Origin of the sequence: uncultured Georgenia sp. (genome assembly GCF_937958535.1) — a bacterium.
Classification (GTDB): Bacteria; Actinomycetota; Actinomycetes; order Actinomycetales; family Actinomycetaceae; genus Oceanitalea.
In genome coordinates this window covers 1-13,600 of sequence record NZ_CALGNQ010000089.1, presented here as the reverse complement: position 1 = coordinate 13,600, position 13,600 = coordinate 1, and the positions used below count along the sequence as shown (strand labels likewise).

Genomic DNA, 13,600 nt, shown 5'->3' with positions numbered 1-13,600 from the left:
GCTGGGAGGATGGTGGCCACGAAACCACGACCGGTCACGACACCGGTGGAGCACCGGGAGGCGGAGACCCGCTCGGCGCGGCCCTGGCGCACGATCGTGTGGAACGACCCGGTCAACCTCATGAGCTACGTCACCTACGTGTTCCGCACGTACTTCGGCTACTCCGAGGAGCGCGCCCGCCGGCTCATGCTCCAGGTCCACCACGAGGGGCACGCCGTCGTCGCCGAGGGGCCCCGCGAGACGATGGAGGTCCACGTCCAGGCCATGCACTCCTACGGCCTGTGGGCCACCCTCGCGCCCGAGGGCGACGGCTGACGTGCGCGCCTTCATCCCCGTCCCGGGCGGCTACGCCTGCGAGCTGGAACCGGCCGAGCTGCGCATCGTCGCCCGGGTCGTCGCCGACACCTGCGAGCTCCTCGGCACCCCCGTCGAGGACGCCGCCGGCGCCGGCGCCGCGGCCGACCGTCCGTCCGTCGAGGAAGCCGTCCTCGCCGCGCTCTCCTGGGACCCGGCCGGTGGCCGGACGCCGCGCGACCCCGCCCTGGCCCGGCTGCTGCCCCCGGCCAGCCACGACGACGAGGAGCTCGCCGCCGAGCTGCGCCGCCTGACCGAGAGCTCGCTGCGCGCGACGAAGATCGACCAGCTGCGGGTGGTGCACCGTGCGCTCGAGGCGAGCTCCGGCCTCGTCGTCGTCCGCGAGGGGGAGGAGCGGGCCTGGCTCGCCGCACTCACCGACGTACGACTCGTGCTCGCCTCGCGGCTGGGGATCGAGACGGACGAGGACGCCGAGCGCGTGTACGAACGCGCCGGCAGCGCCCGCCCGCAGACCGCCGTCGACGAGCTCGACGCCGCCCTCACCAGCCTCTACGCCGTGCTGACGTGGTGGCAGGAGTCACTGCTCGAGGCCATGTCGGGCAGGCTGCCGTGACAGTACAGTCGAGCAGCGTGAACAACGCGCCGATCGGTGTCTTCGACTCGGGGGTCGGAGGCCTCACGGTCGCGCGCGCGATCATCGACCAGCTGCCCCACGAGTCCATCCTCTACATCGGGGACACCGCCCACTCCCCGTACGGCCCCAAGCCGATAGCCCAGGTGCGGGCGCTGGCGCTCGACGTCATGGACCGGCTCGTCCACTCCGGCGTCAAGGCGCTCGTCATCGCGTGCAACTCCGCCTCCGCCGCCGTGCTGCGGGACGCCCGCGAGCGCTACTTCCTCGGCGCCGGCGTGCCCGTGGTCGAGGTCATCCAGCCCGCCGTCCGCCGGGCGGTGGCGGCCACCCGCACCGGCCGGGTCGGGGTCATCGGCACCCAGGCGACCATCGGGTCGGGCGCCTACCGCGACGCCTTCGCCGCCGCCCCGCACCTGGAGCTGACGATGGCCGCGGCCCCCCGGTTCGTGGAGTTCGTCGAGCGGGGGATCACCTCCGGGCCCGAGGTCCTCCAAGCGGCCCGCGAGTACCTCGAGCCGGTGCGCGACGCCGGCGTCGACACCCTCGTGCTGGGCTGCACCCACTACCCGCTGCTCACCGGTGTCATCTCCTACGTCATGGGCGAGGAGGTCACCCTGGTCTCGAGCGCGGAGGAGACGGCGAAGGACACCTACCGCATGCTCGTCGCCCACGACCTCGAGCGCGACCCCGGCGCGCCGGACCCCACCCACCGGTTCCTCGCCACCGGCGACGCCGCGAGCTTCACCCGGCTGGCGCGCCGCTTCCTCGGCCCCGAGGTGGTCCGGGTGGACAGCGACTCGGCCCTGGAGGTCACCGCATGAGGCTGACGGTCGTGGGCTGCTCCGGGTCGATGTCGGGCCCCGAGTCCGCCGCCTCCTGCTACCTCGTCCAGGCCGAGGGCCCGGACGGCGCGGGCGGCACCCGGACCTGGAGCATCATCCTCGACCTGGGCTCCGGCGCGTTCGGTGCCCTGCTGCGTCACCTCGACCCGGCTCACCTCGACGCCGTGGTCCTCAGCCACCTCCACGCCGACCACGTCGTCGACATGACCGGGCTGGAGGTCTACCGCCGCTACCACCCGGCGGGCGCCCTCGGGCCGGTCCAGGTCCTCGGACCCGTGGGGACGGCCGTGCGGGTCGGCGAGCTGACGATGGAGGAGGACCTCGCCGCGCTGGACGCCTCGTTCTCCTTCCTCGACCACGTGGTCGGGCGGCCGGTGGACGTCGGGCCGCTGCACATCGAGTCCTTCCCCGTCGAGCACCCGGTCCCCGCGTTCGGGGTGCGGGTCACCGGCCCCGCGGAGGACGGGTCGGGAGAGGTGGTGCTCGCCTACTCCGGTGACACCGACGCCTGCGAGGGCCTGGTCGACACCGCACGGGACGCCGACCTGTTCCTCTGCGAGGCCGCCTTCGAGGAGGGCCGCGACACCGTCCGCGGCATCCACCTCACCGGCCGGCGCGCCGGGGAGATGGCCACGCGGGCCGGGGCGCGGCGGGTCGTGCTGACCCACCTGCCGCCGTGGACCGACCCCGACGTCGTGCGCGCCGAGGCCGCCGCGGTGTACGCCGGCCGGATCGACCTCGCGAGCCCCGGCGCCGTCTGGACCCTCTGAGCCGCGTGCCTCCCGGCTCTGTCTGGCCGCTCTGAGCCGCGTGCCCCCCGGTGCCGTCTGGCCGCTCTGAGCCGCGTGCCTCCCGCGCCCGGGAGGGTGTGCCTCCCCGGGTGAGAGCCGCGCGCTGCGCGGGTCACCCTCGTGGGGTGCGGCGCGTCGGTGCGCGTACCCGGACGGTATGTGACATTCGCCCCACTCGCCCGACCCGACCGCATGGGGTGTGGACGGCACAGCGGCCCGGCGGGGCAGGACCGGTGCGGGGGTGAGGTTCCTGCGCGGGTGCGGCACCGTTCCCGGCCCGTCCGGACGCACTTTGGACGGGCACCGCAGCCCGGCCGGGTGGCTCGTTAACCTGGGGCGCATGATCCAGACCTCCTCCCCGGACGAAGCACGCCGCAACGCCCGTCACGAGATGCCTGAGGCGCTCCGTGCCGACGTCCGAACTCTCGGCGCGCTCCTCGGCCGGGTGCTGCGTGAGTACGGCGGGGAGGAGCTGTTCGCCGACGTCGAGCGGCTGCGGGCGCTGACCATCGACGCCGTCGACGACATGGACGGCAACGGGCGCCTCGCCGAGGCGCAGGCGCTCATCGAGTCCTTCTCCCTCGAGCGCGCCCGCCAGGTGGCCCGTGCCTTCTCCTGCTACTTCCACCTGGTCAACCTCGCCGAGGAGTACCACCGGGTCCGTGCCCTGCGCGCCCGGGAGGACGCCGAGCCCCGGGCCGACACCCTGGCCGGCGCCTACGCCCAGCTGGCCGCCGAGACCTCCGCGGAGGAGGCTGCCCGCCGGCTGGGGGAGATCGAGTTCCACCCGGTGCTCACCGCCCACCCCACCGAGGCCCGCCGCCGCGCGGTGTCGGCCTCGATCCGGCGCATCTCCGACCTCATCGCGGAGGCCGACGACCCACGGCTCGGTGCCAACGGCCGGCTGCGTATCGAGCGGCGCCTGCTCGCCGAGATCGACACGCTGTGGCGCACCGCGCACCTGCGTGAGACGACGCCGTCGCCCGTCGACGAGGTGTACACCGCGATGTCGGTCTTCGAGCAGACCCTCTTCGAGGTGCTGCCGCACGTCTACCGGCAGACCGACGACTGGCTCCTGGGCGAGGAGCGCGGCCGCACCGCCCCGCGTGCCACGCCCTTCGTCCGGCTCGGCAGCTGGATCGGTGCCGACCGGGACGGCAACCCCAACGTCACCGCCAAGGTCACCCGGCAGGCTGCCGCCATCGCCGCCGAGCACGTCCTCACGGCCCTCGAGCGCGAGACCACCCGGATCGGGCTGGCGATGACGGTCGACGAGGAGACCACCCCGCCCTCTCCCGAGCTGCTCGCGCTGTGGTCGGCCCAGCGCCAGCTCTCCGACGAGATCACCTCCCAGGTGGCCGCCCGCTCGCCGCGTGAGCCGCACCGGCGGGTCATGCTCGTCGCCGCGGCACGGCTCGCCGCCACCCGCGAGCGGGACGCCGACCTGGCCTACTCCTCGGCCGAGGAGTTCCTCTCCGACCTGCGCGTCGTCCAGGACTCGCTGCGCCAGGCGGGTGCCCTGCGCAAGGCGCACGGCGACCTGCAGAACCTCATCTGGCAGGTGGAGTCCTTCGGCTTCCACCTCACCGAGCTCGAGGTGCGGCAGCACTCCAAGGTGCACGCGCAGACCCTGGCGTGGATCGAGGACCCGGACTCCGTCCCGAAGCCGAGCGTCGACCCCGAGGAGGTGCTGGAGACCTTCCGCGCGATCGCCGCGATCCAGCGCCGCCACGGGGTGGACGCCTGCCGGCGGTACATCGTCTCCTTCACCACGAGCAGCGAGGACCTCGCCGCCGTCTACCGGCTGGCCGAGCACGCGCTCGGGTCGGCGGAGGCGGCGCCGGTGCTCGACGTCATCCCGCTCTTCGAGACCTTCGACGACCTCAAGGCCGCCCCGCGCATCCTCGACGAGCTGCTCGCGGTGCCGCAGGTGCAGCAGCGGCTGGAGCAGACCGGCCGCCGGCTGGAGGTCATGCTCGGCTACTCCGACTCCGCCAAGGACGTCGGCCCGGTCTCCGCGACCCTGGCGATCTACACCGCCCAGGAGGAGATCGCCGACTGGGCCCGCCGCAACGACATCCGGCTCACCCTCTTCCACGGCAAGGGTGGGGCGCTAGGGCGCGGCGGTGGACCGGCGAACCGGGCCATCCTCGCCCAGCCCCCCCACTCCGTCGACGGGCGGTTCAAGCTCACCGAGCAGGGTGAGGTCATCACCGCCCGGTACGGCAACCGGGCGATCGCCGCGCGGCACATCGACCAGGTCGCCGCCGCCACCCTCCTCGCGTGGGCACCGTCGACGGAGCGGCGCAACACCGAGGCGGCCGAGCGCTTCGCCGACCTCGCGGCGACGCTCGACGAGGTCTCCCGGACCCGGTTCTTCGAGCTCGTCCACGCCGACGGCTTCGCCCCGTGGTTCGCCCGGGTCACGCCGCAGGAGGAGGTCGGGCTGCTGCCGCTCGGCTCGCGGCCCGCCCGCCGCGGGCTCTCGGTGGAGTCGCTGGAGGACCTGCGCGCCATCCCGTGGGTGTTCGCCTGGACCCAGGCGCGGATCAACCTCACCGGCTGGTTCGGCCTCGGGACCGCCCTGGAGGCCGTCGGCGACCTCGAGCTGCTCCGCACGGCCTACCGCGAGTGGCCGCTGTTCAACACGCTCATCGACAACGTCGAGATGTCCCTGGCGAAGACCGACCGGCGCATCGCCCGCCAGTACCTCGCCCTGGGCGACCGGGAGGACCTCGCGCAGCTCGTGCTCGACGAGCTGGACCTCACCACGGTGTGGGTGCTGCGGATCACCGGCCACGCCTACCCCCTCGAGGGGCGGCGGGTGCTCGGCCGCGCGGTGCAGCTGCGCAACCCCTACGTCGACGCGCTGTCGCTGCTCCAGGTACGGGCGCTGCGTGCGCTGCGGACCGAGGATCCGCAGCGCTCGCCCGAGGAGACCGCCGAAATCCGCCGTCTTCTGCTGCTCACCGTCAACGGCATCGCAGCGGGGCTCCAGAACACGGGCTGACGTGGTGGTGTGAGCGAGCCGTGAGCCTCGGCGCGGTGTCGGGTGCCGGTGTGGCGCTGGGCCGGTGCTGGGTGTCCCGCGGAGCCGGTGTGGTGCTCGGCTGCGGCGCCGGCGTGGTGCTCGGCCGCGGTGCCCGACCCTCACGGCACCGGCGCCACCGCCTCGAGCAGCGCCCGGGTGAACGGGGCCTGCGGCTCCCGCCACACCTCCTCCACCGGCCCGCGCTCCACGACCCGGCCCGCCTGCATCACCACGACCGTCTCGCACACCTGCCGCACCACCGCGAGGTCGTGGGAGATGAGGACGAGCGCGGTTCCGGTGCGCTCCTGGAGGTCGACGAGGAGGTCGAGGATCGCCGCCTGCACGGTGACGTCGAGCGCGGAGACCGGTTCGTCGAGCACGAGCACCGCCGGCTCTGCGGCCAGGGCCCGGGCGATGGCCAGCCGCTGCCGTTGCCCACCGGACAGCGACCGCGGGCGGCGCCCGAGCACCGACGCCGGCAGCCGGACGAGGTCGAGCAGCTCGGCCGGGGGCCGCTCGCTGCCCGCGGACTGCAGCGCCGCCCGCAGGATGCGGCCGGCGGTCCACCGCGGGTCGAAGGAGCCGAGCGGGTCCTGTGGCACCAGCCGGACCAGGTGGCGGCGCCGTCGGCGCCGGCGCTCCGGCAGCTCGCTCCACGGCTCCCCGCCGAGCTCCACCTTCCCCGCCGCCGGGCGTTCGGCGGCGACGAGCACCCGGGCCAGCGTCGACTTCCCGCTCCCGGACTCGCCGACGACGCCCAGCGCCTCGCCGCGGTGGACGACGAGGTCGACGTCGGCCAGCGCGTCCACGGTGCCGCCGCCGGGCAGCCGGTAGCGGTGGTGCAGCCCGGTCGCGCGCAGCACCTCCTCACCCGACCGCGCCGCACCCTCCGCACGGCGGCGGCTCCCGCGCGGGACGGCGTCCAGCAGCGCCCGGGTGACCGCGTGGGACGGGCGACGCAGCACCTCCTGCGCCGGTCCGGCCTCCACCACCTGCCCGCCGTCGAGGACGACGACGTCGTCCGCCAGCCGGGCCACGGCACCGAGGTCGTGGCTCACCAGCAGGACCGCGGTCCCCTCGTCGCGCAGCCGACCGAGCAGCTCGAGCACGCCACGGGCGACCGTCGCGTCGAGCGCCGTCGTCGGCTCGTCGGCGACGAGCAGCACCGGTTCGCCGACGACGGCGGAGGCGATGAGCGCCCGCTGCCGCATCCCGCCGGACAGCTCGCCGGAGCGCTGGGCCGCGCGCAGCGCGGGCTCCTCCAGCCCGGCCTGCTCCAGTGCGCTGAGCACCCGCCGCCGGCGCTCGTCCCGGCCCACCCCCCGCAGCCGCAGCGACTCCCCGACCTCGGCTCCCACGGTGCGCAGCGGGTCGAGCGACTGGAGGGCGTCCTGGAGCACGAACCCGACGGCGGAGCCGCGCAGGCCGCGCCAGGTGCGCTCGTCGGCCCGCGTGACGTCGCGCCCGGCCACCCGGAACCGGGTCGCCGCCACCCGGGCCGGGGCCCCGCCCTCCCCGGCGAGCCCGACGACGCTGCGCGCGAGCACCGACTTGCCGGCACCGGACTCGCCGACGACGGCGAGGCAGCGCCCCGGCTCCAGGCGCAGGTCCACGCCCCGCAGCACCTGCCCGACCCCGGGGAAGGAGACGGTGAGCCCGGCGACGTCGAGGACCGCGCTCATGCCGGAGCCACCGCGCTCAGCCGCCGCCCGAGCACGGTCAGCGCGGCCGCCGTCACCGTGATCGCCAGGCCCGGTGCCACGGTGAGCCACCACGAGGTCTGGATGTGCAGCCGACCCGCGTTGAGCATCGCGCCCCACTCGGGCGAGGGCGGCAGCGCCCCGAGCCCCAGGTAGCTCAGCGCGGACACCCAGACGATCGCCTGCCCCACGCCGAGCGTGGCCACCGCGACGAGCGGCCACACGGTGTTCGGCAGCACGTGCCGGACGAACGCCACCGGCGCCGCCACACCCTCGAGCCGTGCCGCCAGGACGTAGGGGCTCTGCACGACGGACTGCGCGCGGGCGCGCAGGATGCGGGCGTAGCCGGGCGCGGTCGCCACGCCGACCGCAAGCACGCTCGGACCCACGCCGGCGCCGAGCACGGCGACGAGGAGCAGCGCGAGCACCAGGCTGGGCAGCGCGAACAGCACCTCGATGACCCGGCTCAGCAGGGCGTCGAGCAGCCGCGGGCCGAGCGCCGCCGCGAACCCGAGGACGAGCCCGAGGGTCAGCCCGATCCCGGTCGCCGCGGCACCCACGCCGAGGGACTGCCCGGCGCCGTGGACCACCCGGGTGTACACGTCCCGGCCGGAGGCGTCGGTCCCGAGCACCGCACCCGGCCCGGGTGGGCGGTACGCGTCGGCCGGGGCGACGGCGGTCGGGTCGCCGGGGGCGAGCAGCGACGGCCACAGCGCCGCGACCAGGACGAGGAGGACGACGGCGGTGCTCACCACCCCGCCCGGACCGAGCGTCCGCAGCGTTCGGTGCAGCGCGGCGCGGGGCCGCGTCAGGGGCTCGGTCACGCGACCACCTCGCCTGTCGGCGCCGTCCGGACCGCCTCGACCCGGCTGCGCAGCCGCGGGTCGACGATGCGTTCGAGCACGTCGGCGACCGACATGACGACGACGTAGCCCAGCGCGATGACGAGCACGACGCCGAGCACCACCGGCACGTCCCGTGCGTGGGTGGCGTCGACGAGCAGCCGCCCCAGCCCGGGCCGGCCGAAGAGCGTCTCGACGACGACGGCGCCGGAGAGCAGCGAGCCGAAGGCCCAGCCGCTGAGCGCGATCGCGGGCAGCGCGGCGTGCCGTAGCGAGTGACGCCACAGCACCGACCGCTCCGAGGCGCCCCGGGTGCGCGCCGTCGTCGCGAACGGGGCCTGGTGCGCCTCCTCCAGGCCGTCGCGCATGACCTGCCCGAGGAACCCGGCCACCGGCACGGCGAGTGTGACCGCGGGCAGCATGAGGTCGGCGGGTGAGCTGCCCGCGCTGGTGGCCGGGAGCCAGCCCAGCCCGCCCGCGAAGACCGCGATGAGCACCGCGCCGAGCCAGAAGTGGGGCATGACCGAGGCGACGACCTCCCCGCCGCGCAGCAGGCCTACCGCCCGCCGTGCCGCCCGGCCCCGCGCGAGCACAGCGACGGTGGCGACGGTGAGCGCGATGAGCCAGGCGAGGAGCAGGCTCCAGCCGGCCAGGACGAGGGTGCCGGCCAGCTGGTCGCCGATGAGCTCGGAGACGGGGCGGCGCCGGGCGTAGGAGTCTCCGAGCTGGAAGGTCGCCGTGCGCTGCAGCTGGAGGAGGTACTGCACGACGAGCGGCTCGTCGAGGGAGTACTCCTCGCGCACCCGGGCCATCGCCTCCGGGCTCGCCTGGGAGCCGGCCCCGCCGAGGATCGCCTCGGACGGGTCACCGCCCGCCGCCCGCAGCGCGAAGAACACCACGGTGGCGACCACCCAGGCCACGAGGGCGGCGGCCGCGAGGCGGCCGAGCAGCCAGCGCACCAGGGACATCGTTGTCGGCCTGCCTCAGGAGGTGAGCCGGGCGTCGACGAAGGTCGGGGTGGACACGGTGCCGAGCGTCGTGACGCCGGTGACCCCGCGGGTGAGGAAGTGGTTCTGCTGGTCGTACAGCGGCAGGATGTAGAAGCCCTCGAGCACCCGGCGCTGCACCTCGGTGTACAGCTCGGCGCGCCGTTCGGGGTCGGTGATCCGCGCGGCCTCCTCCAGCAGGGCGTCCAGCTCCGGGTCGGTCACCTGGGCGAGGTTGGCGAAGTAGCCGCTCGGCGCGGGCTCGGTGCTCGCCGAGTGGTAGAGGATGCGCAGGACGTCCGGGCCCACCTTGGTGTACGGGGCGCTGACCGCCTCGTACTCGTTCTCCCCGCCGTCCTCGGGGGCGGCCAGCGCGCCGTACCAGGCCGAGAGGTCGAGCGGGGTGAGGACCACCTCGAAGCCCACCCGCTTGGTGTTGGCCTGGATCTGCTCGAAGAGGGCCTGCTCGGCCGCCACGGACTGGTTGGTGCTCACCGGGAAGCGCACGGTGAGGCGCTCGCCGTCGCGTACCCGGTAGCCCTCGTCGTCGACCTCGTCCCAGCCGGCCTCGTCGAGCAGCCCGGCGGCCGCGTCGAGGTCGGTGACGAACAGCGAGGGGTCGCTGTAGGCGAACGGCTCGACGCTGGAGAGGGGGGAGTGGGAGCGGGTGGCGACCCCCTGGTAGAGCGTCTCGATGCCGGGGTCGACGTCGGCGGACCAGATGAACGCCTGACGCACCCGGATGTCGTCGAACGGGGGCTGGGCGGAGTTGAGCTCGATCCGGTTGACCGACCCGGGGCGTGGGGCGTCGATGTGGGTGACCTCGTCCCCCGCCTCCGCGGCCACGATCGCCTCGGGTTCGGGGTTGTCGATGACGTGGACCTCTCCGGACTGCAGCGCCGCCCAGCGGGTCGCCGGGTCGGGGATGAAGCGCCACTCGATGCGTTCGATGTACGAGGGCCCGTCGTTCTGCGCCTGGGGGCCCGGGGTGGCGTAGTCCTCGTTGCGTTCGAGGAGGACATGCTGCTGAGGCACCCACTCGGTGACGACGAACGGCCCGGTCCCGATCGGCGCCGCGCAGTTCTCCTCCATGCCCCGCGCGATGCCGGCGGGGGACTGGATGGCGGTCCACTGCATGCTCAGCGACTCGAGCAGCGCGGAGTCCGGCTCGCTCAGGTGGAAGCGCACGTGGGTGTCGTCCACCGGCTCCACCTCGGCGATCTTCTGCACCGCGAGCCACCCGGTCGACGACGCGGTGTCGGGGTCCTGCAGGTGCTCGATGTTGACCTTGACCGCCTCGGCGTCGAAGGGCGTGCCGTCGGTGAAGGTCACGCCTGCGGCGAGGGTGAGATCCCAGGTGAGCCCGTCCTCGCTGACCTGCCAGTCGGTGGCGAGCCAGGGCTGGATCTGCCCGTCGGCGTCGCGGCCGACGAGCGGCTCGAGGAACTGGGTGCTGACCAGCGCCTGGGGGTAGTTGCCGCCCACGTGCGGGTCCAGGCACGTGGGCTCGGCGTCGCCGGTCGCGTAGACCAGCGTGCCGCCCTCGACCGGCTCGCCGGTGGCGGCGTCCTCACCGTCCCCGCTGCTGCAGGCCGCGAGGGTGAGCGACAGGGCCACGGCAGCGGTGGCGAGCCGCGCGCCGCGCCGACGGGGGAGTGGGATGAGCCGGGGCTCGACCATGGGATGCACCGTTCCTCGAATTGTTAGTCCGCGTCCAACAATAGACGTACGATCGCCGGTATGGGTGAGCCGAGACGTGTGGGACGGCCGCGGGCCGCATCCCGCGCGATGCTGGAGGAAGCCGCCTGTGAGCTCTTCCTCGAGCAGGGTTACGCGGCGACGTCGGTGGCCGACATCACCCGGCGGGCGGGGGTGAGTCGCGCCACGTTCTTCAACTACGTCCCCGCGAAGAGCGACCTGCTGTGGACCTCGGTCGACGACGCCCTGACGCGGCTGGAGGACCACCTGAGGGACATGCCCGCCGGCGGCACCGGCCGCGACGCCGCCGTGGCCGACCCACGGGCGGCGCTCCACGCGGTCGCCGCGGAGCTCGAGCCGGGTAGCGTGGTCCTCGCCTTCGCCAACGCCGAGCCGATGGGGGTGGTGGAGGAGCTCGAGGAGTCGGCTGCGCGGCGGCAGAGCCGAGCGGGGAGGATCATCGCCCAGCACCTGGGACGCCGCGGGGTGGACGACCTCACCGCCGACGTCCTCGGGACGGCGCTCGCCGGGGCGTTCCTCTCGGCGCTCCGGCACTGGTCGCGCCTGCCGGTGCCGCGCGCGCCCTTCGCGCGGGTGCTCGCCGACGCGCTCGACGTGCTGGCGCCCGCCGCACCCGCGGCCCGCGGCGGGACGCACGGCGCAGGCTGAGGGTTGTGGCTGCTCGGCCGCGTGGCCGGTGCCGCCGCGTCCGGTGCCGGCCACGCGGGCGAGGGGCGCGGTGAGCCGCCGCGTGCTCGCTCAGTGCCGGCGGCCCTCAGTGCGGGCGGCGCGCGGGAAAGAGACAGCCCAGCGACCGGAGCGTCTTGGTGGCGTAGGCGTCGCGCCCCGTCTCCAGGCCGTAGGCCAGGTCCTCCAGGGCGCCGCAGCGGGCGTAGAAGCGGGCCCGCTCGACGAGCCCGGCGTCGGCGGGCGCGTCATAGGTGCGCAGCGCCGCCTCCAGTGCGTCGGGCCCGAGGTCGCGCAGGACGAGGCCGAGGTCGCGCGCCGGGTCGGTGACCGCGGCGTCGCCCCAGTCGATGATCCCGGTGATACGGAGGTCGGTGGGGTCGACGATGATGTGCTCGGTCCCGAGGTCGTTGTGCGCGAGCACGTGTCGGCGCGGGGCGGGCGGCGGGGCGCCGGCGAGGAAGTCGGCGACGGCGGGTCGGTGCTCCGGCGGCACCCAGGAGCGGACGTCGTCGAACAGTCGGCGCGCCTCGGCCGACCAGGCCGCGAGCGGCGTGTCGTCGAGGGGGACGACGCCCGCGAGGTCGCCGGCCGGGAGGGTGTGCAGCGCCGCCATGAAGCGACCCAGCTCGGCGCCGAGCCGGCGGGCGTGCGGGCCGACATCGCCGAGGTCGAGCACCGCGAGACCGGGGAGCTTGCGGTAGATGAGACAGCTGCGGCCCGGGTCGGCGACCAGCGGGACCGGCATCGGGAGCGGGACGACATCGGCGACGACGGTGAGCAGCCGCGCCTCGCGTGCCACGTCCGCCGGGTCGTGCGGGTCGGAGACGAACCGGACGACGAGCTCGCCGTCGACCTCGTAGGCGGTGTGGTCCAGCCCCGAGCCGAGCGGCCGCACGGTCGTGGCCGCCAACCCGTGGGCGGCGAGCGACTCGCGCACCGCTCGGGTTCCGGCGTCGCTGCTCATCGCCGGGCCGACCGCTGCGCGACGAGCGCCGCGACCCCGTCGAGGATGGTGCGCAGTCCGAAGGCGTAGGCCCGGTGCGGGTCGGCGGGGGCGTCGTAGGTGCTGCCGGCGGCCTCGCCCACCCGCGCCGCGAGCGGGTAGCGCGCGGCGTCCAGGAGACCGGCGAGCACCGGTCCGGCCACCGTCCACCACTCGCCGTCCGTGGACCGCTCGGCATCCGCGGCGAGCGCCTGGCGCGCCGTCGAACGGACGTGCTCGAGCACCAGGGTGAGGATCTGGTCCATCTCGACGTCGTCGAGGCCGATGCCGACGAGCGCGCCGAGCTCGGCGTCGTACTTGCCGATGGTGCCCGGCCCGAGCGGCGGGCGGGTGGTGTCGACGTCGAGCAGCCACCGGTGGCGGTCGAAGAGCTCCCAGTTGCGCCGGGCGACCGTCTCGAGCGCGGCGCGCCAGTCGGCCGGGTCGAGCGCGCCGGCCTCGTAGCGGACCTCGGCGAAGGCGGCGTCGACCATGAGGTCGATGAGCTCGGCGCGGCCGGGCACGTGGGCGTAGAGGGACATCGTGCCGCAGCTTCGCCGCAACGGCGCCGAACTGCCTGTGGGTCGCCGACATCACCTATATCCGCACATTCGCCGGCTGGGTGTATGCCGCATTCGTGCTCGATGTGTTCTCCCGCAGAATTGTCGGCTGGCAAGTATCCACCTCGCTGCACACCAGTCTCGCGCTCGACGCCCTTGAGATGGGAATCTGGTCTAGAAAGCGGGCCGGTCAAGACGTCACGGGTCTGGTCCATCATTCCGACCGCGGAGTTCAATATCGCGCCGTGCGCTATACCGAGCGGCTCGCTGAGGCCGAGGCGGTCGCTTCGGTGGGATCGAGGGGTGATTCTTACGATAACGCGATGGCCGAGGCATTCAACTCATTGTTCAAGGGCGAATTGATCCACAATCCGCTCAAACGTGGCCGCGGCTGGCAGTCGATCAACGACGTAGAGATCGCCGTCGCGGAGTACGTCGATTGGTATAACCACCGACGCGTTCACGGCGAGCTGGGTCAGCGCTCCCCAGCCGAGGCCGAGAAGGCGTACTGGACCACGCGCTACGATCA

Annotated in this window: 13 protein-coding genes; 7 read left to right on the top strand and 6 right to left on the bottom strand. The window is 74.3% G+C overall.

Going from position 1 to position 13,600, the window contains the following annotated elements; genetic code table 11:
• Positions 1 to 9 precede the first annotated feature (9 nt).
• From clpS to Q0195_RS05115, 5 genes are all read left to right on the top strand, one after another.
• Entirely contained in the window at positions 10 to 315 is a 306-nt protein-coding gene (gene clpS, locus Q0195_RS05135; protein WP_299275475.1) for an ATP-dependent Clp protease adapter ClpS, read from the top strand.
• Position 316: 1 nt separating this feature from the next.
• On the top strand, positions 317 to 928 hold the full coding sequence (locus Q0195_RS05130; RefSeq protein WP_299275473.1) for a DUF2017 domain-containing protein: 612 nt from the start codon (positions 317 to 319) through the stop codon (positions 926 to 928).
• 17 nt (positions 929 to 945) lie between these two features.
• Positions 946 to 1,770 (top strand): glutamate racemase, encoded by an 825-nt coding sequence (gene murI / locus Q0195_RS05125; protein ID WP_299275471.1) that lies wholly within the window; start codon positions 946 to 948, stop codon positions 1,768 to 1,770.
• On the top strand, positions 1,767 to 2,561 hold the full coding sequence (locus Q0195_RS05120) for an MBL fold metallo-hydrolase (protein ID WP_299275469.1): 795 nt from the start codon (positions 1,767 to 1,769) through the stop codon (positions 2,559 to 2,561). The genes murI and Q0195_RS05120 overlap by 4 nt, the downstream gene beginning before the upstream one ends.
• Before the next feature lie 361 nt (positions 2,562 to 2,922).
• Complete coding sequence (locus tag Q0195_RS05115) at positions 2,923 to 5,592, top strand: phosphoenolpyruvate carboxylase (protein WP_299275466.1); 2,670 nt, start codon at positions 2,923 to 2,925, stop codon at positions 5,590 to 5,592.
• A gap of 140 nt (positions 5,593 to 5,732) precedes the next feature.
• Here the strand turns inward: Q0195_RS05115 and Q0195_RS05110 are convergent, their stop codons facing one another.
• From Q0195_RS05110 to Q0195_RS05095, 4 genes are read right to left on the bottom strand one after another with little or no spacing between them, the layout of a single operon-like run.
• Positions 5,733 to 7,295, bottom strand: a complete 1,563-nt coding sequence (locus Q0195_RS05110; RefSeq protein ID WP_299275463.1) for an ABC transporter ATP-binding protein — start codon at positions 7,293 to 7,295, stop codon at positions 5,733 to 5,735.
• The gene (locus Q0195_RS05105; RefSeq protein ID WP_299275461.1) at positions 7,292 to 8,137 is read right to left on the bottom strand and encodes an ABC transporter permease; all 846 of its coding nucleotides are present in this window, start codon (positions 8,135 to 8,137) and stop codon (positions 7,292 to 7,294) included. The genes Q0195_RS05110 and Q0195_RS05105 overlap by 4 nt, the downstream gene beginning before the upstream one ends.
• Positions 8,134 to 9,123: an ABC transporter permease gene (locus Q0195_RS05100; protein WP_299275458.1), complete on the bottom strand. Its 990-nt coding sequence runs from the start codon at positions 9,121 to 9,123 to the stop codon at positions 8,134 to 8,136. Before Q0195_RS05100 ends, Q0195_RS05105 begins: the two co-directional genes overlap by 4 nt.
• Before the next feature lie 15 nt (positions 9,124 to 9,138).
• Complete coding sequence (locus Q0195_RS05095) at positions 9,139 to 10,821, bottom strand: ABC transporter substrate-binding protein (RefSeq protein ID WP_299275455.1); 1,683 nt, start codon at positions 10,819 to 10,821, stop codon at positions 9,139 to 9,141.
• Positions 10,822 to 10,881: 60 nt separating this feature from the next.
• Here Q0195_RS05095 and Q0195_RS05090 point away from each other — a divergent pair, with 60 nt between their 5' ends.
• Positions 10,882 to 11,508: a TetR/AcrR family transcriptional regulator gene (locus Q0195_RS05090; RefSeq protein WP_299275452.1), complete on the top strand. Its 627-nt coding sequence runs from the start codon at positions 10,882 to 10,884 to the stop codon at positions 11,506 to 11,508.
• A 106-nt stretch (positions 11,509 to 11,614) separates the two neighbouring features.
• Here Q0195_RS05090 and Q0195_RS05085 read toward each other — a convergent pair whose 3' ends face one another.
• The gene (locus Q0195_RS05085) at positions 11,615 to 12,493 is read right to left on the bottom strand and encodes an aminoglycoside phosphotransferase family protein (RefSeq protein ID WP_299275450.1); all 879 of its coding nucleotides are present in this window, start codon (positions 12,491 to 12,493) and stop codon (positions 11,615 to 11,617) included.
• Positions 12,490 to 13,053: a TetR/AcrR family transcriptional regulator C-terminal domain-containing protein gene (locus tag Q0195_RS05080; RefSeq protein WP_299275447.1), complete on the bottom strand. Its 564-nt coding sequence runs from the start codon at positions 13,051 to 13,053 to the stop codon at positions 12,490 to 12,492. Before Q0195_RS05080 ends, Q0195_RS05085 begins: the two co-directional genes overlap by 4 nt.
• A 35-nt stretch (positions 13,054 to 13,088) precedes the next feature.
• Here Q0195_RS05080 and Q0195_RS05075 point away from each other — a divergent pair.
• Positions 13,089 to 13,600: IS3 family transposase (locus Q0195_RS05075; RefSeq protein ID WP_366518077.1), on the top strand; the 512-nt coding region annotated here is incomplete at its 3' end.

Bases quoted from the DNA above. Each gene is read 5' to 3' on its own strand.
- clpS (WP_299275475.1), top strand. From the start codon at position 10: ATGGTGGCCACGAAACCACGACCGGTCACGACACCGGTGGAGCACCGG.
- Q0195_RS05120 (WP_299275469.1), top strand. From the start codon at position 1,767: ATGAGGCTGACGGTCGTGGGCTGCTCCGGGTCGATGTCGGGCCCCGAG.
- Q0195_RS05115 (WP_299275466.1), top strand. From the start codon at position 2,923: ATGATCCAGACCTCCTCCCCGGACGAAGCACGCCGCAACGCCCGTCAC.
- Q0195_RS05110 (WP_299275463.1), bottom strand. From the start codon at position 7,295: ATGAGCGCGGTCCTCGACGTCGCCGGGCTCACCGTCTCCTTCCCCGGG.
- Q0195_RS05100 (WP_299275458.1), bottom strand. From the start codon at position 9,123: ATGTCCCTGGTGCGCTGGCTGCTCGGCCGCCTCGCGGCCGCCGCCCTC.
- Q0195_RS05095 (WP_299275455.1), bottom strand. From the start codon at position 10,821: ATGGTCGAGCCCCGGCTCATCCCACTCCCCCGTCGGCGCGGCGCGCGG.
- Q0195_RS05090 (WP_299275452.1), top strand. From the start codon at position 10,882: ATGGGTGAGCCGAGACGTGTGGGACGGCCGCGGGCCGCATCCCGCGCG.
- Q0195_RS05085 (WP_299275450.1), bottom strand. From the start codon at position 12,493: ATGAGCAGCGACGCCGGAACCCGAGCGGTGCGCGAGTCGCTCGCCGCC.
- Q0195_RS05080 (WP_299275447.1), bottom strand. From the start codon at position 13,053: ATGTCCCTCTACGCCCACGTGCCCGGCCGCGCCGAGCTCATCGACCTC.